Genomic DNA, 17,666 nt, shown 5'->3' with positions numbered 1-17,666 from the left:
TCGTCGCGGTTTCTGCCGCCGCAACGTAGGTTCCGAGAGTTTCATTCCAGATCGATTTGTATGACTTGTTCATGCTGCTTCTAAATAAAAGTAATCAAACGTAACCATGACGTGGCGAGCTGTTACTTAAGTGCTATTGGTCTAGAGGGTACCAAAAAACAGACAGTTTTCCCCTATGTATTTCTTGGCTTAGGTGTAAAAAAAGCAAAATGCCAAGAAACTAACGAATTCATTTTCGGCATGGCGCCTCACCGGAGAAGTCAGGCAGCCTGCCCAAAATTGACCTTGAATGCCCGTGCGCCCAGGACAATCGAGCGTGGTCGACAAACACGGGCTGACCAGTGCAAAAATGACCGAATCGCACAACCCATGAAGACGCCGCTGCCTAGGGATCAAGGCAAGCCTGTCGTGAAACGTTTACTTACACTCTTGGAGTGTCTACAGCCGACAGGTCGAACGAGGGAAGCAGCAAAATTGCTTCGGCATTGGATGGAGAGAAGCATTTGTCTGCTGCCTCTATCCATGGAAGCCACTGCTGGCCCAGATGCTCAAGCGGATTGAGACACACGTGCTTCGCCTGCTCCAGGCGCAATCCAAACACCCTCTCGCGGTTTTCGATGACGCCTGGAGCGTAGCGTGTGCGCCACGCCGGATAGATCTCGTACCGATTCTCCAAACCCCAGTCGGTTAGCTGACAGCCGGGACCACGCACATCCAGGCCGGTTTCTTCCCACACCTCCCTTGCGGCAGTGTCGATGAAGGCTTCCTCCCACGAGTCTTTAGACCCTGTCACCGATTGCCAAAACCCTGACGCATCGGCGCGCTCGATCAACAACACCTCAAGCGCCGGGGTGTAAATGACCACGAGAACGGATTCAGGAATTTTGTGGGGTTGAACCATAACCACGCCAACGGTCCCTCTGATCACTAGAAGCGGATCTCCAGGCACCTGAAGCATCGGCATCCACGCCAACAGGTACCCGCCACCGAGATCCTATTTCTTTTTCGCAAAAAAAAGGGCGCTGATACAGCGCCCTTCGACCGGTTGGCTTGTGGCCATTACTCAAGCTGTCTTGGCCAGGTCCAGGTTGCGCAAACGGATATGCAACTCGCGCAACTGCTTCTCGTCCACCACCGAGGGCGCTTGCGTGAGCAAGCACTGGGCGCGCTGGGTTTTGGGGAAGGCAATCACGTCCCGGATTGACTCCGCTCCGGTCATCAGCGTGATGATGCGGTCAAGACCGAACGCCAAACCACCATGGGGTGGTGCTCCATACTGCAAAGCATCGAGCAGGAAACCAAATTTTTCCTGGGCTTCTTCAGGCGTGATCTTGAGCGCATCAAACACCTTCTGCTGCACCGCCGCCGTGTGGATACGCACCGACCCACCCCCGATTTCCCAGCCATTCAAGACCATGTCGTAGCCTTTGGCAATGCACTTTTCAGGCGCGGAAACCATCCAGTCTTCGTGACCATCTTTCGGTGCGGTGAAAGGGTGGTGCACAGCAGTCCAGCGATCGGCTTCTTCGTCATGCTCAAACATCGGGAAGTCCACCACCCACATCGGTGCCCAGCGGTTTTCAAACAGGCCATTCTTCTTGCCCAGATCGCTGTGACCAATCTTCAAGCGAAGAGCACCGATGGCGTCATTGACGATTTTCTCTTTGTCGGCGCCAAAGAAAATGATGTCACCGTCTTGGGCATTGGTGCGCTTCAACACTTCGGCAATGGCCTTGTCGTGCAGGTTTTTGACAATGGGCGACTGCAAACCGTCTTTGCCTTTGGCCACTTCATTGACCTTGATCCAGGCCAAGCCTTTGGCGCCGTAGATCTTGACAAACTCGGTATAGGCATCGATCTCGCTGCGGCTGATTTCAGCACCGCCGCGCACACACAGAGCAACCACACGGCCATTTTTCATGGTGGCGGGGGTGCTGAAGACCTTGAAATCCACATCGGCCATCACATCGGTGAGTTCAGTGAACTCCAGCTTGACGCGCAGATCGGGCTTGTCGGAGCCAAAGCGGTGCATGGCTTCGCTGTAGGCCATGACGGGGAAATCGCCCAGGTCCACGTTCATGGTGTTCTGAAACACGGTTTTGATCATGCCCTGGAACATGTCGCGAATCTCTTGCTCGTCCAGGAACGATGTCTCAATATCGATCTGGGTGAACTCGGGCTGGCGATCAGCGCGAAGATCTTCGTCGCGGAAGCATTTGGTGATCTGGTAGTAGCGATCGAAACCAGCCACCATCAACAACTGCTTGAACAGCTGGGGCGATTGCGGCAGTGCAAAGAAATGACCGTCGTGCACACGGCTGGGTACCAGGTAGTCGCGAGCCCCTTCAGGCGTGCTCTTGGTCAGCATCGGTGTTTCAATGTCAATGAAACCATTGGCATCCAAAAACTTGCGCACTTCCATCGACACGCGGTAGCGCAGCATCAGGTTGTTTTGCATGTAAGGACGGCGAAGGTCGAGCACACGGTGGGTCAGGCGCGTGGTCTCCGACAGGTTTTCGTCGTCGATCTGGAAAGCCGGTGTGACCGACGCATTGAGCACTGTCAGCTCATGGCACAAAATTTCAATCTGACCGCTTTTCAGCTTGTCGTTGGTTGTCCCGGCAGGACGCGCACGCACCAACCCGGTCACTTGCACGCAGAACTCGTTGCGCACATCTTCGGCCGTCGAGAACATCTCGGCGCGGTCGGGGTCACACACCACTTGCACATAACCTTCGCGATCGCGCAGATCAATGAAAATAACGCCGCCATGGTCGCGCCGGCGGTTCACCCAGCCGCAAAGTTGAACGGTTTGGCCCATCAGGGCTTCGGTCACCAGACCGCAATAGTGGGAGCGCATGGCCATGAAAATCTCTACTTTCAGCAGGTTCGCCTACAAATTGGCGTGAGGTCAATATCAGGAAGAAGACGCTGGCGCTGATGCGGCAAGGGTCTTCACTTGGGGTTTTTTGGTCGACCCGGGCACGATCACCCCCATCGACACGATGTAAGTCAGCGCTTCATCCACGCTCATTGCAAGCTCTTGACAGGCACTGCGCCGAACCATGACGAAATAGCCACCGGTGGGGTTGGGCGTTGTCGGCACATAGACACTGAGAAACTCATCGGTCTCGGCGTTGCCGCCTGGCTGCCCCTGCAACTTGCCGAGCACATCTCCAGCAGGCACGCCAGTGAGAAACCCGATCGTCCACATGCCTTCGTGAGGCCACTCTATCAGCAGCGCCTTGCGAAACGCATTGCCCTTCTCGGAAAACAAGGTGTCCGAGACCTGCTTCACTCCCGAGTAAATCGAGCGAACAATTGGAATGCGGTGCAACAAGGCATGCCACCAGGTGACAAGCCGGTTTCCAATGAAATTGGAGGCCAAGCCCCCGATGATCAGCACCACCAGCAATGCGAAGATCACCCCCAGGCCCGGAATATGGACGCCGAGCAATTCATCGGGGTGCCAATGAGACGGCAAGATCTGCAAGGTCTGATCGAGCGTCGACACCACCCATTCCAGCACCCACAGGGTGATGATGAGCGGCGCCAGAACCAGCAGCCCGGCGAGCAGCCACTTGCGAAATGAAGGCATGAAATGCGGTTCGCTCAGGTTGACGGCGTCGAGGGTTTGGTACTGGCTGCGGCAGCGGGCGCAGGAGCAGGCGCCGGATTGGGAGCAGTTGCATCCGGTTTCGGCGCTGGCGCGGAGTCACCGCTGGATGCCGGAGCCGCAGAATCGGTCCCTTTGACCGCAGGTTCAGCACTGGAGGTGTTGCCGCCCCGGAAATCGGTCACGTACCAACCCGACCCTTTGAGCTGAAAGCCCGCCGCAGTGACCTGCTTTTCAAACGTGCTAGCCCCGCAGGCGGGGCAAACGGTCAACGGGTCGTCGGACATCCGTCGCAACACATCTTTGGCGTGGCCGCAAGACGCGCACTTGTAGGCATAAATCGGCATGATGGAACCAGTGTGGATGTGGCAGCGCTCCGCGCACGGGCGGGCGAACCAAATGCCGAGCGTTTGAACCCGGCAACAAAACCCGCGATTATAAATTGGCTTGACCCTGAACGGGTGCCCGTATGAACAGATGCCCGGCCTGCCGGCTGCAGGCCTACCAAATGCGGATGCGGGTAAGCACCTGCATCAAGAGCAAACCGAGCAGAAAGCCCACCCCACCCCAGATGACACCTTGCAGCAATCGGTTGGTACGACGCTGCTCGATCAGCAAAGCATCGATATCCCGGCGCAACTCATGCGGTCTGTGGGCCAGGTAATCGTGCATCAAGCGCGGCAGCGCGGGCAGCAACTTGGCGTATTGAGGCGCTTCAGCCTTGAGTTGTTGCAGCAGCTTCTTTGGACCCACCTGTTCCAGCATCCATTTCTCCAGAAATGGTTTGGCGGTGTTCCATAGGTCAAGTTCGGGGTCCAGATCACGCCCAAGCCCCTCTATATTGAGCAGTGTCTTTTGCAGCAGCACCAGTTGAGGCTGGATTTCCACATGGAAACGGCGCGAGGTCTGAAACAGGCGCATCAGTACCATGCCAAGCGATATTTCTTTCAACGGCCGGTCGAAATACGGCTCGCAAACGGCTCGAATAGCCGACTCCAGCTCGTCCACCCGGGTGTTGGCTGGGACCCAGCCGCTTTCTATGTGAAGTTCAGCGACCCGTTTGTAGTCGCGGCGGAAAAACGCTGTGAAGTTCTGAGCGAGGTACTCTTTGTCGAACTCGGTGAGCGTGCCCACGATGCCAAAGTCAAGCGAGATATAACGCCCAAAGGTCGCAGGCTCCACACTGACCTGGATATTGCCCGGGTGCATATCGGCATGGAAAAAGCCGTCGCGAAATACCTGGGTGAAAAAGATGGTCACGCCGTCGCGTGCCAGCTTAGGGATGTCCACGCCCAAGCGGCGCAACTCATCGACCTTGTTGATTTGCACACCACGCATGCGCTCCATCACCATCACTTCGGTGTGGCAATGGTCCCAAAACATCTCCGGAATCATGACCAGATCCAGGCCTTGCATGTTGCGGCGCAGCTGCGCGGCGTTCGACGCTTCACGCACCAAGTCGAGCTCGTCGTGCAAATATTTGTCGAATTCACCGACCACTTCGCGTGGCTTCAGGCGCTTGCCGTCTGGCGACAGGCGCTCCACCCAGCCCGCCATCATGCGCATCAGGTTCAGGTCTTTTTCGATCACCGGCAGCATATTGGGTCGCAGCACCTTCACGGCGACTTCGCGCCCCGCATGGCGGCCGTCTCGCAACGTGGCAAAGTGCACCTGAGCTATCGAGGCACTGGCCACCGGCACTTGCTCAAAATAGCTGAATACGGCATCAAGCGGTTTGCCGAATGCACGTTCTATGGTTGCCACCGCGATGGCGCTGGCAAACGGCGGCACGCGGTCTTGAAGGTGGGCCAGTTCGTCAGCAATGTCGGGCGGCAGCAAATCGCGCCGAGTGGACAGCACCTGGCCAAACTTCACGAAAATGGGGCCCAAACGCTCCAAAGCCTCGCGCAGGCGCTGGCCACGTGGCGCGTCGAGATTGCGCCCGACCGAGACGATGCGGGTCAGCAGGCGGATCCAGGGGCGCTGGAAACTGGACAACACGAGTTCGTCCAGCCCGTGGCGCAACACCACCCAAACAATGAAAACGCCTCGAAACAGGCGACTCATGCTGTGGGCTCGTTGGTGCGAGTGGGCGATGGGTCTTTGGAAATCTGTACCCCAAAGCCACCCGGGCCACGGTCCACAAAGCCCTTGATGGCTTGGGCTGCAGCGCTCGCGAAGCGCACCAGCGTGTGGGCCGCACCATCGCCAACGATGCGTGACAAATCTTCTTCCAGGTCCCAACGCACGTTGTCGACCAGCCAGGCAACTTCAGCGGCAAGCTGCACGTCGCCTTGAATATCCACACCCGGCCTATTGCCAGCGATCACGGACTGGGCCAACGCAATGGGCGAAGTTTGCGTGAGCGTGACCGAAAGGTCGGCTTTGGCACTGGCGTGTGGCCGCTCAAGCAGCCCTGCGGCTGTGGCCGCGAGCGTAAGGTGGAAATCACCCCACTGCACACGCACGGGTTTGCCCATTTGCCGGCGCAAACGCGCTTGCGCTTGAGGCTCGGCCATCAATACATGGTTGAGAAACAGAATCACGCGGTTCTGCATCTCATCGACCACCCATTCGGGCGGACGGGCCTTGCTCAACAAAGCTTGAAGGAAACCGGGCATGCGGCTGGAGGGGGAAACATTGGGGGCATCGCTCATACCCCGATTTTGACGGATAACGCAGCAACCAGCGCCACCAAGACGCGCTTATTGAAGCGCTTGTACCCCAGCCACCAACCAACCACCACCTTCTTTGGGGCGCGTGATGCTCCACAACTCACGAAACGGGCTGGGACCGATCGATGAGCCTTCGCGGAGCAGGCCGGAAAATTCAACGCTGGCTATGAAGTCTTCGTCCTGCTCTTCTATGCCCAGCAAATGCGCTTCCAGCATCTCCACTTGAGATGGGGCATGGGCAGCGCCAACACTGTCTTGCTCGCGCTCGATCAGCTGGCCCTTGATTTGTTCCAGCATGCCATCGGTCATCATGGCACGTAGGCTGGCCGTGTCGGAACGGTCCCAAGCGGCCTGCAAATCCACAAAATTGGCTTTGGATGCCTTGAGAAACGCTTCGACATCGAACCCATTGGGCACGCTCGTTACAGTGCCTTCTGCCTGCAATTCGATCGCACTGTAGCCGCCCTGGCTACCCGCCGCCGTACCTGCATCCAGGGCCGACCCTTGGCGCTCCCAAGGCCTGGCCGATGCATCATTGCCCACATTCTGCGAGCTGTAACCACGCGGCGTAGCGGCTTGAACATCGCCAGGATCTACCCGGGCGTTTTCACGGTTCAACCGGGTGTCGGAGCCTGGGCCGCTGCGAGAACGCAGCATTTTTCCGACCACCAATACCCCCAGCAACGCCAGGGCAGCGATGGAAGACCACAGCCCGACAATGCTCCCCGTGTTTGCTGTTGCCGACGATTCAGGAGCGATAGTGGCGGCCTTCTCCACGGCCCAAGCCCCTTTCACGCAAGCAATGGCCACCAACGCGACCCAGAATTCCCTGTGACAAACGGTTCTCATGCCAACCCTAGACCCCATTTTTTGGAACAAATTCTCATCAGCACTTGATGCCCAAATGCAAAGCGACCACACCGGCACTCAGGTTGTGCACATCGACATGGCCAAAACCCACCGACTTCATCAACTGGCGCAGTTCTTCCTGGCCCGGATGCATGCGGATCGACTCGGCAAGGTACTTGTAGCTGGCAGCGTCACCAGCCACCAATTGGCCCAGCTTGGGCAAAACGTTGAATGAATACCAGTCATAGGCTTTCTCCAGCGGCTTGGCCACCTTGGAAAACTCAAGCACCAGCAGCTTGCCGCCAGGCTTGAGTACGCGCAGCATTTCTTTCAGCGCCTGGTCTTTGTGCGTCATGTTGCGCAAACCAAAAGCCACGGTCACGATGTTGAACGACTCACTGGCAAACGGCAGCTTCTCGGCGTCGCAGACCATGGTCGGCAAGACCACGCCCTTGTTCAACAACCGGTCGCGCCCTTCGCGCAGCATCGCTTCGTTGATGTCGGTGTGCACCACGCGCCCGGACGGACCGACCTTGCCTGCAAACGCCAGTGACAGATCGCCAGTACCGCCGGCAATGTCGAGCACCTGATCGCCCGGCTGCGGATTGGCCACGGTGATCGTGTATTTTTTCCAAATGCGGTGCAAACCGGCCGACATGAGGTCGTTCATCACGTCGTACTTGGGCGCTACCGAGTCGAAAACGCCGCGCACATGGCGCGCCTTTTCGCGTTCGTCTACCGTTTCAAAACCAAAATGTGTGGAAGCCATCCCGCGATCCTACGTCTCAGTGACCCCCGCAAGCCTTACCCGAGGCCGCAATCATGGACTGATCGCGGTCCAGACCAGCGGTTTGCAGTCGAGCGTTGTACTCAGCCCACAACTTGGCCTCCTGCGAGCCCAGGAAATACAGGTAGTCCCAAGAAAAAAGCCCGCTGTCATGGCCGTCGGAAAAGGTCGGCTGCACCGCGTAATTGCCCACCGGCGCCAACCCTTCAATCGTCACATCGCGCTTGCCGGTCTGCAAGGTCTCCTGTCCCGGCCCGTGGCCTTGAACCTCGGCCGAAGGTGAATACACCCGCATCAATTCGAACGGAATGCGAAACCGCTGCCCGTCAGAGAACAGCACCTCCAGCACACGCGACTGACTGTGCACGGTGATGTCCTCGGGGGTCGGGGAATGCTTGTTCAGTCCAGCCATTGCGATGTGCTCCGTGCAAAAAAGGTCGAAAAAAAGCGGCCAAGCTGGCACGCGTTCATGCCAACCCAGCACACACCGAGGAACCGGCTCCGTCGGACCAAGGTGAGCCCCCCCCTTCCAGGGGGGAAGACGCAAAGCGGCGCAGGGGGCTTACACCAGCACCCGCTCGATACCGCCGTCGTTGGCCTTGGCCACGTAGTTGGGCAACCAGTCTTCGCCCAGAATCTGCCGCGCCATTTCCACAACGATGTAGTCGGCTTCGAGCAGGCCATTTTGCAGGTCGTCGCCATAGCGGGTCAGGCCTTGCAGGCAACTGGGGCAGGAGGTCAGGATCTTGACGTTTTCCTTTTCTCCGAGCGCGCCTGACGCCCGCAAAGCCGTCTCGCCTTTGCGAATTTCTTCTTCCTTGCGGAAACGCACCTGGGTCGATATGTCGGGCCGGGTCACACCCAGCGTACCGCTCTCGCCGCAGCAGCGCTCCGATTTCAGCACCTGGTCGCCAATCAGCGCCTTGACTGTTTTCATCGGATCGCCCAGTTTCATGGGGTTGTGGCAGGGCTCGTGGTACAGGAAGCCACCCTGCCCCGCAGGTAGCGTGATCTGCTTTTCCAGCAGGTACTCGTGGATGTCGATGATGCGGCAGCCAGGGAAAATCTTGTCGAATTCGTAACCCTGCAGCTGGTCGTAACAGGTCCCGCAGCTCACCACCACCGTCTTGATGTCGAGATAGTTCAGTGTGTTGGCTACGCGGTGGAACAGCACACGGTTGTCCGTGATCATCTTTTCCGCTTTGTCGAACTGGCCGGAACCGCGCTGCGGGTAACCGCAACACAAATAGCCCGGCGGCAACACGGTTTGCACCCCGGCATGCCAAAGCATGGCCTGGGTGGCAAGACCGACCTGACTGAACAAGCGCTCCGAACCACAACCGGGGAAATAGAACACCGCCTCGGTATCGGCCGTGGTTTCTTTCGGGTTGCGGATGATCGGCACGTAATCTTTGTCTTCAATGTCCAGCAAGGCGCGCGCGGTCTTCTTGGGCAAGCCCCCGGGCATCTTCTTGTTGATGAAGTGGATCACCTGCTCTTTGATGGGCGCGGCGCCCAGTGTGGCCGGCGGCGCGCTGGTCTGCTTGCGCGCCGCCAATTTCAAAACGTTGTTGGCCAAACGCTGGGCTTTGAAGCCCACGCCTACCATCGCCGTGCGCATCACCTTGATGGTCTCGGGGTTGGTCGCATTCAGGAAGAACATGGCCGCGGCATTGCCCGGCCGGAAGCTCTTTTGGCCCATCTTGCGCAACAGGTTGCGCATGTTCATGGTCACATCGCCAAAGTCGATGTCGACAGGACAAGGGGAGAGACACTTGTGGCAAACCGTGCAGTGGTCAGCGACGTCTTCGAACTCTTCCCAGTGCTTGATGCTGATACCGCGACGGGTCTGCTCCTCGTAAAGGAAGGCCTCGACCAGCAGCGAAGTGGCGAGGATTTTGTTACGCGGCGAATACAGCAAATTCGCGCGGGGCACGTGGGTCGCGCACACCGGCTTGCACTTGCCGCAACGCAGGCAATCCTTGACCGAGCCGGCGATGGCGCCAATGTCGCTCTGCTGCATGATGAGCGATTCGTGGCCCATCAGGCCAAAGCTCGGCGTGTAGGCGTTGACCAGATCGGAGCTGCGCAACGCCGCATCGAACACCGGTTCGGGCGCGCCGGGGAAATTGCGCAGCAGTTTGCCCTTGTTGAAGCGGCCTTCGGGGTCAACACGGGCTTTGTACTCGGCAAACGGACGCAATTCGTCGTCGGTCAGGAACTCCAGCTTGGTGATGCCGATGCCGTGCTCACCCGAAATCACGCCGTCCAGGCTGCGCGCCAAAACCATGATGCGCGCGACCGCTTCATGGGCGCTTTGCAGCATTTCGTAGTCGTCGCTGTTGACGGGAATGTTGGTGTGCACATTGCCATCGCCTGCATGCATGTGCAGTGCCACCCAGACGCGGCCTTTCAGCACGCGCTGATGAATCGCCGTGCATTCGGCCAGAATGGGCGTGAAAGCGGCGCCGGTAAAGATGCCCTGTAGCGGCAAGCGCAGTTGGGTCTTCCAGCTGGCGCGCAGGCTGTGATCTTGCAATTGCGGGAACAGCGCGTCCACATCTTTCAGCCAGCCGTTCCACAGAGCCTTGACCTCGCTCACCAGCGCCAGGGCTTGCTGCACGCGGTCTTCCAGCCATTCGGCGCTGGCCACGTCATTGGCGTCGTCGGACTTGCCCAGAGGCAAGTTGCCCTTGGTGAAAAAAGCTTCCAGTTCCGTGCACAGCTTCAGCTTGTTGCGCAGCGAAAGCTCGATGTTGATGCGCTCGATGCCCAGGGTGTACTCACCCATGCGCGGCAACGGGATCACCACGTCTTCGTTGATCTTGAACGCGTTGGTGTGCTTGCTGATCGCGGCGGTGCGCTTGCGGTCCAGCCAAAACTTCTTGCGCGCCTCCGGGCTGATGGCCACAAAGCCTTCGCCGCTGCGCGTGTTCGCCATGCGAACCACCTCGCTGGTGGCGCGGGCCACCGCGTCGGCGTCATCGCCCACGATGTCACCGATCAGCACCATCTTGGGCAAGCCACTGCCGCCCGCGTTGCGCTTGCTCTTGGTCGCGTAGCCCACGGCCTTCAGGTACCGGTCGTCCAGATGTTCCAGACCGGCCAGCAACGTGCCCGAGCGCTTTTGCTCGGCGAACATGAAGTCCTTGATGTCGACGATGCTGGGCACGCCATCTTTCGGGTTGCCGAAAAACTCCAGGCAGACGGTGCGCACATGCTCGGGCATGCGGTGCACGATCCAGCGCCCGCTGGTGATCAGCCCGTCGCAGCCTTCTTTCTGAATGCCCGGCAGGCCGCTCAGGAACTTGTCGGTCACATCTTTGCCAAGGCCTTCCTTGCGGAACGACTTGCCCGGAATCACCAGCTGCTCGGTGCGCACATGTGTCTTGCCATCGGCTTCAAAGGTCTTCAGCTCAAAAGTGGCGACCTCGGCATCGTGGATCTTGCCCAGGTTGTGGTCCATGCGCGTGACTTCCAGCCACTGCGCCTGCGGCGTCACCATACGCCAGGAAATCAGGTTGTCCAGGGCCGTGCCCCACAAAACGGCCTTCTTGCCGCCCGCGTTCATGGCGATGTTGCCACCGATGCAAGAGGCTTCGGCGCTGGTTGGGTCCACAGCGAACACATGGCCGGCGCGCTCTGCGGCATCGGCCACGCGCTGGGTGACCACTCCGGCCTCCGTCCACACCGTGGGCAGCGGTTTCTCGTGGCCGGGCACCTGCACCCACTCCACTTCGGTCATGGCTTCGAGCTTTTCGGTGTTGATCACCGCGCTCTTCCAGGTCAACGGGATGGCGCCACCGGTGTAACCCGTGCCACCCCCACGGGGGATGATGGTCAGGCCGAGCTCAAAGCAGCCTTTGACCAGCAAGGCCATTTCGTTTTCGGTATCGGGCGTGAGCACCACAAAGGGGTACTCCACGCGCCAGTCGGTCGCGTCGGTCACGTGGGACACGCGAGACAGGCCGTCGAACTTGATGTTGTCTTTGGCGGTGAGTTTGCGCAACACCTTGGTCGCGCGCTGGCGCAACTGGGCCATTTCCTCAAATGATCGGGCAAATGTGGCCACAGCAGCCTGGGCCGCCGTGAGCAACTCCGCCACGCGCGCATCCCTCGCTGCGTCGTCTTCGGGTGTGCGCCGCTTTTGCACCTCGCCAAGGCGGTGCTCCAAGGCCTCGACCAGTTGCCCGCGCCGCTTGGGGTTGTCCAACAGGTCATCCTGGAGGTAAGGATTGCGCTGAACCACCCATATATCACCCAACACTTCATAGAGCATACGGGCTGATCGACCTGTACGCCGTTCGCTGCGCAACGCCTCCAACACCGCCCAGGATCGCTCACCCAGCAATCGCAAAACAATTTCACGATCCGAAAAAGAGGTGTAGTTGTAGGGAATCTCGCGCAAGCGCGGCGCTTCTTCGCCGGCGGCGATTTCGAGCAATTTGTGGGGTATCGGAGCGTTCATTGGCGGTATTCACAGTCAGCAAAAAACGCTGAATGACGATGGTACCGCAGTGCAACATACACCCACGCCTCTCATGGAAAGCCCTGTTGCCACAATCTTGTCACAAAGGTGCAATGGCTTTGTCATACAACTCACCTAAGCTCAGCCCCGCAAATTCAACCGTTTGACCCGATGGAGACCCAATGAGAAACACGATTAAAACCACCGCATTGACTGGCGCGATGGCGCTCGCCGCCCTGATCAGCGCCCCTGCCCAAGCCGCGACCGAGGTGCAATGGTGGCACTCCATGGGCGGAGCCCTGGGCGAATGGGTCAACGATCTGGCCAAGGAATTCAACGCCAGCCAGACCGAATACACCATCGTGCCCACCTTCAAGGGCAGCTATGACGAATCCATGACGGCGGCCATCGCGGCTTTCCGCTCGGGCAATGCACCGCACATCCTGCAGGTCTTCGAGGTCGGCACCGCCACCATGATGGCAAGCAAGGGCGCGATCGTCCCCGTGGGCAAAGTCATGGCCGATGCCGGTGAAAAATTCGACGCCAAGGCTTATGTGCCTGCCGTCGCCGGTTATTACACCGCCCCCAATGGCCAGATGCTGAGCATGCCGTTCAACAGCTCTACCCCGGTGTTCCACTACAACAAGGACGCTTTCAAGGCCGCCGGCATGGACCCCGAGAAGCCGCCAACCACCTGGCCCGAAGTGGCCCTGGCCGCGGGCAAACTCAAGGCCGCTGGCCACAAGTGCCCCTTCACGACCAGCTGGATCAGCTGGACCCAACTGGAAAGCTTCTCGGCCTGGCACAACACCGAGTTCGCCACCAAAGGCAATGGCATGCGCGGCATGGACGCACGCCTGTCGTTCAACACGCCTCTGCACGTTCGCCACATCGAAAATCTGGCCAACATGGCCAAGACCGGCCTGTTTGTCTACAAAGGCCGTGGCAATGCCGCTGACGCCACGTTCGTTTCTGGCGAGTGCGCCATGATCACGGGCTCCTCCGGTCTGTACGGCAACGTCAAGCGCAACTCCAAGTTCGCCTCCGGCACCAGCACCCTGCCCTACTACCCAGATGCACCCGGCGCACCACAAAACACCGTGATTGGTGGCGCCAGCCTGTGGGTGATGTCTGGCAAGAAGGCCGACGAATACAAGGGCGTGGCCAAGTTCTTCACCTACATCGGCAAACCCGAAGTCGCGGCAGCCAGCCACCAGCGCACCGGCTACCTGCCTGTCACCCTGGCTTCGTTCAAGCTGACCGACGACAGCGGATACTACAAAAAGAATCCGGGTACCGACGTGGCCGTGAACCAGATGATCCGCAAGACCACCGACAAGTCGCGCGGTATCCGCCTGGGCAACTTCGTTCAGATCCGCACCATCATTGATGAAGAACTTGAAGGCGTGTGGTCTGGTAAAACGGCGCCCAAAGCCGCACTGGATGCCGCCATCAAGCGCGGCAACGAGCAACTTGCACGCTTCGAAAAAGCCAACAAGCGCTGATTTCACCCATTCCTTGATCGGCATCCGCCCTGGCGCCTCGTGCGCCCAGGGCGGATTTTGCGTTTTGATCCCCTTCGTTTTCCAACCTCCTATTCCCCATGGAAAAACGCGTTCGATTTAAGTCGGCCTGGCTGCCCTGGCTGCTCATTGCGCCCCAGATGGCCATCGTGCTGGTGTTTTTTTTCTGGCCGGCGGCCCAGGCGATTTACCAAAGTCTGCTGACCCAGGACCCCTTTGGTCTGTCCACCCAGTTCGTTGGGCTGGAAAATTTTGAACGCCTGTGGAACGACGACAGCTACCTCGATTCGTTCAAGACCACCGCGGTTTTCTCGGTTCTGGTGGCAACCGTGGGCCTGGCCATCGCACTGCTGCTGGCCGTGATGGCCGACCGGGTGCTCAAAGGCGCCTCCGTCTACAAGACCTTGCTGATCTGGCCCTACGCCGTGGCGCCCGTAGTTGCCGGTGTGTTGTGGTTGTTCATGTTCGCGTCCCCGATGGGCATCGCGGCCTACTACCTCAAAGCCATGGGACTGGACTGGAACCACCTGCTCAACGCCAACCACGCCATGTCACTGATCGTGGCGGCGGCTGTGTGGAAGCAGATTTCATACAACTTCCTGTTCTTCCTGGCCGGTCTGCAGTCCATCCCCAAGTCGCTTATCGAAGCCGCTGCCATCGACGGCGCCAGCCCCTGGCACAGGTTCTGGACCATCGTCTTCCCATTGCTTTCGCCCACCACCTTCTTCCTGCTGGTAATCAACATCGTCTACGCGTTTTTTGACACTTTCGGCATCGTAGACGCCACAACCCAAGGCGGCCCGGGCAAAGACACCGCCATCCTGGTCTACAAGGTCTATTACGACGGCTTCAAGGCGTTGGACATGGGTGGCTCAGCTGCGCAGTCGGTGGTGCTGATGGTGGTCGTGGTCACGCTCACGGTGATCCAGTTCCGCTTTGTCGAGAAGAAAGTGAACTACTAGATGAGCACCCCCCGCGCCGACTTCGTCGTCACCCCCCCAAGGGGCAACGCTGGCCGACCGGCAAAGCCGGATCGGCGGCGTTCTGGGTTGGACATCGCTTCTTTTCATGGTGCATTGCAATGATTGAAAAACGCCCAGGACTGACCGTCCTCTCCCACGTGGTCTTGCTGCTCGGTGTCTTCATCGTCGGCTTCCCACTCTACGTCACGTTCATCGGTTCCACGCAAACGCTGGAGCAGATTTCACAGTCTTTCCCGATGTCGCTGATGCCAGGCGGCAACGCCATCGAAACCTACAAAGCTGCCCTGTTCGGCGGATACACAAGCGCAGGCAGCCAGATTCCAGCGGCTGGTCCCATGCTGTGGGTGAGTCTGATGAGCGCGCTGATCATCACCATCGGCAAGATCGCCATTTCCCTGCTCTCCGCCTTTGCCATCGTCTATTTCCGCTTCCCGATGCGCAATCTGGTGTTCTGGATGATCTTTGTGACGCTGATGCTGCCGGTCGAGGTGCGCATTGGCCCCACCTATGAAGTGGTGGCGAACCTGGGCATGCTGAACACCTACGCGGGCCTCACCGTGCCGCTCATCGCTTCGGCCACCGCCACCTTCCTGTTCCGCCAGTTTTTCCTGACCGTGCCCGATGAGCTGGTGGAAGCTGCCCGCATAGACGGTGCAGGGCCCATGCGGTTCTTCAAGGACATCCTGCTACCACTCTCCAGAACGTCGATCGCCGCGCTTTTTGTGATCCAGTTCATTTACGGCTGGAACCAATACCTCTGGCCGCTGCTCGTGACCACGGATGAGTCCATGTACCCCGTGGTCATGGGCATCAAGCGCCTGATTTCGGGCGAGTCGTACACCGAGTGGAACGTGGTCATGGCCATGGCCATCCTCGCCATGCTGCCACCGGCCCTGGTCGTCATGTTGATGCAGCGCTGGTTCGTCAAAGGCCTTGTGGACACTGAAAAGTAAGCCCAGCAGCCTTCACACAGCACCCACTTCAGAAAAAAAAACTCATGTCATCCATATCCCTTCGCAACGTCGTCAAACGCTACCGGACCGGTAAGACCGAACTGCAAGTCATTCACGGCGTCAACGCCGAGATCGCCCAAGGCGAATTCATTGTCATCGTCGGCCCTTCGGGCTGCGGCAAGTCCACCCTGCTGCGCATGGTCGCAGGCCTGGAAGACATCAGCGGCGGCGACATCGCCATTGGCGACCGCGTGGTCAACACACTGGAACCCGCCGAACGCGACATCGCCATGGTGTTTCAGAACTACGCGTTGTACCCGCACATGAGCGTGTTCGAGAACATGGCCTACGGCCTGAAGATCAAAAAAATGCCGGCAACTGAAATCCAGCAACGCGTCGACAAAGCCGCCGCCATTCTGGAACTGGGCCATTTGCTGCAACGCAAACCGCGGGAACTTTCCGGTGGCCAGCGCCAGCGCGTGGCCATGGGCCGGGCCATCGTGCGCCAGCCCAAGGTGTTTCTGTTTGACGAACCCCTCTCCAACCTCGACGCCAAATTGCGCGCCCAGACCCGCCTCGAGATTCAAAAACTGCACCGCGAACTCGGCATCACCTCGCTGTTCGTGACCCACGACCAGGTCGAAGCCATGACCCTGGCCCAGCGCATGATCGTCATGAACGGCGGCAAGATGGAGCAGTTCGGCACGCCCGAAGAGGTGTATTCCCGCCCCGCCACCACCTTCGTGGCCAGCTTCATGGGCTCACCGCCAATGAACCTGTTGAAGAACGCACCCGGTGGCAAAGCCGGCCAGATTCTGGGCATTCGCCCAGAGCACCTGGACATCGGCGATGCCGGCTGGGAACTCCAGGTGGAAACGGTGGAGCTGCTGGGCGCCGAACGCCTGGTACACGTCAAACTGGGCAGCGAAGGCCTCATCATCCGCACCCATGAGGACCAGCCAGCGCCCGCCGTGGGCAGCACCATCCTGGCGCAACCGCGCGAGGACCGTATGCACTGGTTCGATGCGGCCTCGGGTCAGCGCCTGTGAACACTGCCACCGCTTATCCCGCAGATTGGCCCTACCCCTTGTGGATCGCCCACCGGGGCGCGGGAAAGCTGGCGCCTGAGAACACACTCGCCGCCTTCAAGCTGGGATCCACCCACGGCTACCGCATGTTCGAATGCGATGTGAAACTGAGCGCCGATGGCGAGCTGTTTTTGCTGCACGACGACACACTGGAACGCACCAGCAACGGTCACGGCGTAGCGGGACTGCTGCCGTGGGTCGAGCTGAGCCAGCTGGATGCCGGAAGCTGGCACTCTCCCAACCATGCCAGCGAGCCCTTGCCCTTGCTGGCAGCCATCGCCCATTTCTGCCAGGCCAACCGGTTTTGGCTCAACATCGAAATCAAGCCCACCAAAGGACTGGAAGCCTTGACCGGTGAACAAGTGGCTTTGGCAGCAGCGCGGCTGTGGGCGGGCCAGCCTTCCAACATGGCTCCACTCTTGACATCGTTTCAACCCGCGTCTCTGGCGGCAGCCCAATCAGCCGCCCCTCAACTCCGCCGAGGGTTGTTGCTGGACACGGCTTGGGCCGGCTGGCAAGCAGCCGCCACCCAACTCGAATGCCAGGCGCTGGTGTGCAACCACCGGCTTTGGAATGCCGAAATGCGCGACGAAGCCCGCGCATTGGGCCTGCGCGCCCTGGCCTACACCGTGAACGAGCCGGAAGACGTGCAGCGCCTGCTGGATCTGCAGCTCGACGGCATCATCACCGACCGCGTGGACCGGTTCCAGCCCGATCGCTGAGC

Annotated in this window: 15 protein-coding genes and 1 pseudogene; 5 read left to right on the top strand and 11 right to left on the bottom strand. The window is 59.3% G+C overall.

The window, feature by feature from the left end:
• Positions 1–13: 13 nt before the first annotated feature.
• The 11 genes and pseudogenes from LPB072_RS24180 to LPB072_RS05085 all read right to left on the bottom strand — a co-directional run.
• Positions 14–73, bottom strand: a pseudogene (locus LPB072_RS24180) (ESPR-type extended signal peptide-containing protein); the annotation flags it as partial.
• Positions 74–421: 348 nt separating this feature from the next.
• The gene (gene nudB, locus LPB072_RS05130) at positions 422–901 is read right to left on the bottom strand and encodes a dihydroneopterin triphosphate diphosphatase (RefSeq protein WP_066092685.1); all 480 of its coding nucleotides are present in this window, start codon (positions 899–901) and stop codon (positions 422–424) included.
• Positions 902–1,063: 162 nt separating this feature from the next.
• Positions 1,064–2,866 carry an aspartate--tRNA ligase gene (aspS, locus tag LPB072_RS05125; protein WP_066092499.1) on the bottom strand — a complete coding sequence of 601 codons (1,803 nt, stop codon included), beginning with the start codon at positions 2,864–2,866 and terminating at the stop codon, positions 1,064–1,066.
• Between the two features lie 51 nt (positions 2,867–2,917).
• A complete protein-coding gene (locus LPB072_RS05120; protein WP_066092496.1) occupies positions 2,918–3,598 on the bottom strand; it encodes a DUF502 domain-containing protein in 681 nt (226 codons plus the stop codon).
• Positions 3,599–3,612: 14 nt separating this feature from the next.
• On the bottom strand, positions 3,613–3,963 hold the full coding sequence (locus LPB072_RS22990; RefSeq protein WP_082877007.1) for an FmdB family zinc ribbon protein: 351 nt from the start codon (positions 3,961–3,963) through the stop codon (positions 3,613–3,615).
• Positions 3,964–4,117: 154 nt separating this feature from the next.
• Complete coding sequence (gene ubiB, locus LPB072_RS05110) at positions 4,118–5,683, bottom strand: ubiquinone biosynthesis regulatory protein kinase UbiB (RefSeq protein ID WP_066092490.1); 1,566 nt, start codon at positions 5,681–5,683, stop codon at positions 4,118–4,120.
• Entirely contained in the window at positions 5,680–6,273 is a 594-nt protein-coding gene (locus tag LPB072_RS05105) for a ubiquinone biosynthesis accessory factor UbiJ (RefSeq protein ID WP_066092486.1), read from the bottom strand. Before LPB072_RS05105 ends, ubiB begins: the two co-directional genes overlap by 4 nt.
• A gap of 48 nt (positions 6,274–6,321) precedes the next feature.
• Positions 6,322–7,140, bottom strand: coding sequence for a Tim44 domain-containing protein (locus tag LPB072_RS05100; protein WP_157694162.1), 819 nt, complete (start codon positions 7,138–7,140; stop codon positions 6,322–6,324).
• 37 nt (positions 7,141–7,177) lie between these two features.
• Positions 7,178–7,909, bottom strand: coding sequence for a bifunctional demethylmenaquinone methyltransferase/2-methoxy-6-polyprenyl-1,4-benzoquinol methylase UbiE (gene ubiE / locus LPB072_RS05095; protein WP_066092480.1), 732 nt, complete (start codon positions 7,907–7,909; stop codon positions 7,178–7,180).
• Between the two features lie 16 nt (positions 7,910–7,925).
• Positions 7,926–8,339: a gamma-butyrobetaine hydroxylase-like domain-containing protein gene (locus LPB072_RS05090; protein ID WP_066092682.1), complete on the bottom strand. Its 414-nt coding sequence runs from the start codon at positions 8,337–8,339 to the stop codon at positions 7,926–7,928.
• 150 nt (positions 8,340–8,489) lie between these two features.
• Positions 8,490–12,395: a DUF3683 domain-containing protein gene (locus LPB072_RS05085; RefSeq protein ID WP_066092477.1), complete on the bottom strand. Its 3,906-nt coding sequence runs from the start codon at positions 12,393–12,395 to the stop codon at positions 8,490–8,492.
• 182 nt (positions 12,396–12,577) lie between these two features.
• Here LPB072_RS05085 and ugpB point away from each other — a divergent pair, with 182 nt between their 5' ends.
• The 5 genes from ugpB (at position 12,578) to ugpQ (ending at position 17,664) form a co-directional block, all read left to right on the top strand.
• Positions 12,578–13,900 (top strand): sn-glycerol-3-phosphate ABC transporter substrate-binding protein UgpB, encoded by a 1,323-nt coding sequence (ugpB, locus tag LPB072_RS05080; protein WP_066092475.1) that lies wholly within the window; start codon positions 12,578–12,580, stop codon positions 13,898–13,900.
• Positions 13,901–13,998: 98 nt separating this feature from the next.
• Complete coding sequence (gene ugpA / locus LPB072_RS05075; RefSeq protein ID WP_066092472.1) at positions 13,999–14,880, top strand: sn-glycerol-3-phosphate ABC transporter permease UgpA; 882 nt, start codon at positions 13,999–14,001, stop codon at positions 14,878–14,880.
• Between the two features lie 119 nt (positions 14,881–14,999).
• Positions 15,000–15,854, top strand: a complete 855-nt coding sequence (gene ugpE, locus LPB072_RS05070; protein ID WP_066092469.1) for a sn-glycerol-3-phosphate ABC transporter permease UgpE — start codon at positions 15,000–15,002, stop codon at positions 15,852–15,854.
• A 44-nt stretch (positions 15,855–15,898) separates the two neighbouring features.
• Complete coding sequence (gene ugpC, locus LPB072_RS05065) at positions 15,899–16,903, top strand: sn-glycerol-3-phosphate ABC transporter ATP-binding protein UgpC (RefSeq protein WP_066092466.1); 1,005 nt, start codon at positions 15,899–15,901, stop codon at positions 16,901–16,903.
• Entirely contained in the window at positions 16,900–17,664 is a 765-nt protein-coding gene (gene ugpQ, locus LPB072_RS05060; protein WP_066092463.1) for a glycerophosphodiester phosphodiesterase, read from the top strand. The genes ugpC and ugpQ overlap by 4 nt, the downstream gene beginning before the upstream one ends.
• The last annotated feature ends 2 nt before the right edge of the window (positions 17,665–17,666 follow it).

The sequence above is a fragment of the Hydrogenophaga crassostreae genome (genome assembly GCF_001761385.1).
GTDB classification, from domain to species: domain Bacteria; phylum Pseudomonadota; class Gammaproteobacteria; order Burkholderiales; family Burkholderiaceae_C; genus Hydrogenophaga; species Hydrogenophaga crassostreae.
Note: the sequence above shows the minus strand (reverse complement) of the source record. Positions and strands in the feature narration are given on the sequence as shown.

Coding starts and splice junctions, on each gene's coding strand:
- LPB072_RS05120 (WP_066092496.1), bottom strand. CDS start 3,598: ATGCCTTCATTTCGCAAGTGGCTGCTCGCCGGGCTGCTGGTTCTGGCG.
- nudB (WP_066092685.1), bottom strand. CDS start 901: ATGGTTCAACCCCACAAAATTCCTGAATCCGTTCTCGTGGTCATTTAC.
- ugpC (WP_066092466.1), top strand. CDS start 15,899: ATGTCATCCATATCCCTTCGCAACGTCGTCAAACGCTACCGGACCGGT.
- ubiB (WP_066092490.1), bottom strand. CDS start 5,683: ATGAGTCGCCTGTTTCGAGGCGTTTTCATTGTTTGGGTGGTGTTGCGC.
- LPB072_RS05105 (WP_066092486.1), bottom strand. CDS start 6,273: ATGAGCGATGCCCCCAATGTTTCCCCCTCCAGCCGCATGCCCGGTTTC.
- LPB072_RS05085 (WP_066092477.1), bottom strand. CDS start 12,395: ATGAACGCTCCGATACCCCACAAATTGCTCGAAATCGCCGCCGGCGAA.
- LPB072_RS05090 (WP_066092682.1), bottom strand. CDS start 8,339: ATGGCTGGACTGAACAAGCATTCCCCGACCCCCGAGGACATCACCGTG.
- ubiE (WP_066092480.1), bottom strand. CDS start 7,909: ATGGCTTCCACACATTTTGGTTTTGAAACGGTAGACGAACGCGAAAAG.
- aspS (WP_066092499.1), bottom strand. CDS start 2,866: ATGGCCATGCGCTCCCACTATTGCGGTCTGGTGACCGAAGCCCTGATG.
- ugpE (WP_066092469.1), top strand. CDS start 15,000: ATGATTGAAAAACGCCCAGGACTGACCGTCCTCTCCCACGTGGTCTTG.
- LPB072_RS22990 (WP_082877007.1), bottom strand. CDS start 3,963: ATGCCGATTTATGCCTACAAGTGCGCGTCTTGCGGCCACGCCAAAGAT.
- ugpA (WP_066092472.1), top strand. CDS start 13,999: ATGGAAAAACGCGTTCGATTTAAGTCGGCCTGGCTGCCCTGGCTGCTC.
- LPB072_RS05100 (WP_157694162.1), bottom strand. CDS start 7,140: ATGAGAACCGTTTGTCACAGGGAATTCTGGGTCGCGTTGGTGGCCATT.
- ugpB (WP_066092475.1), top strand. CDS start 12,578: ATGAGAAACACGATTAAAACCACCGCATTGACTGGCGCGATGGCGCTC.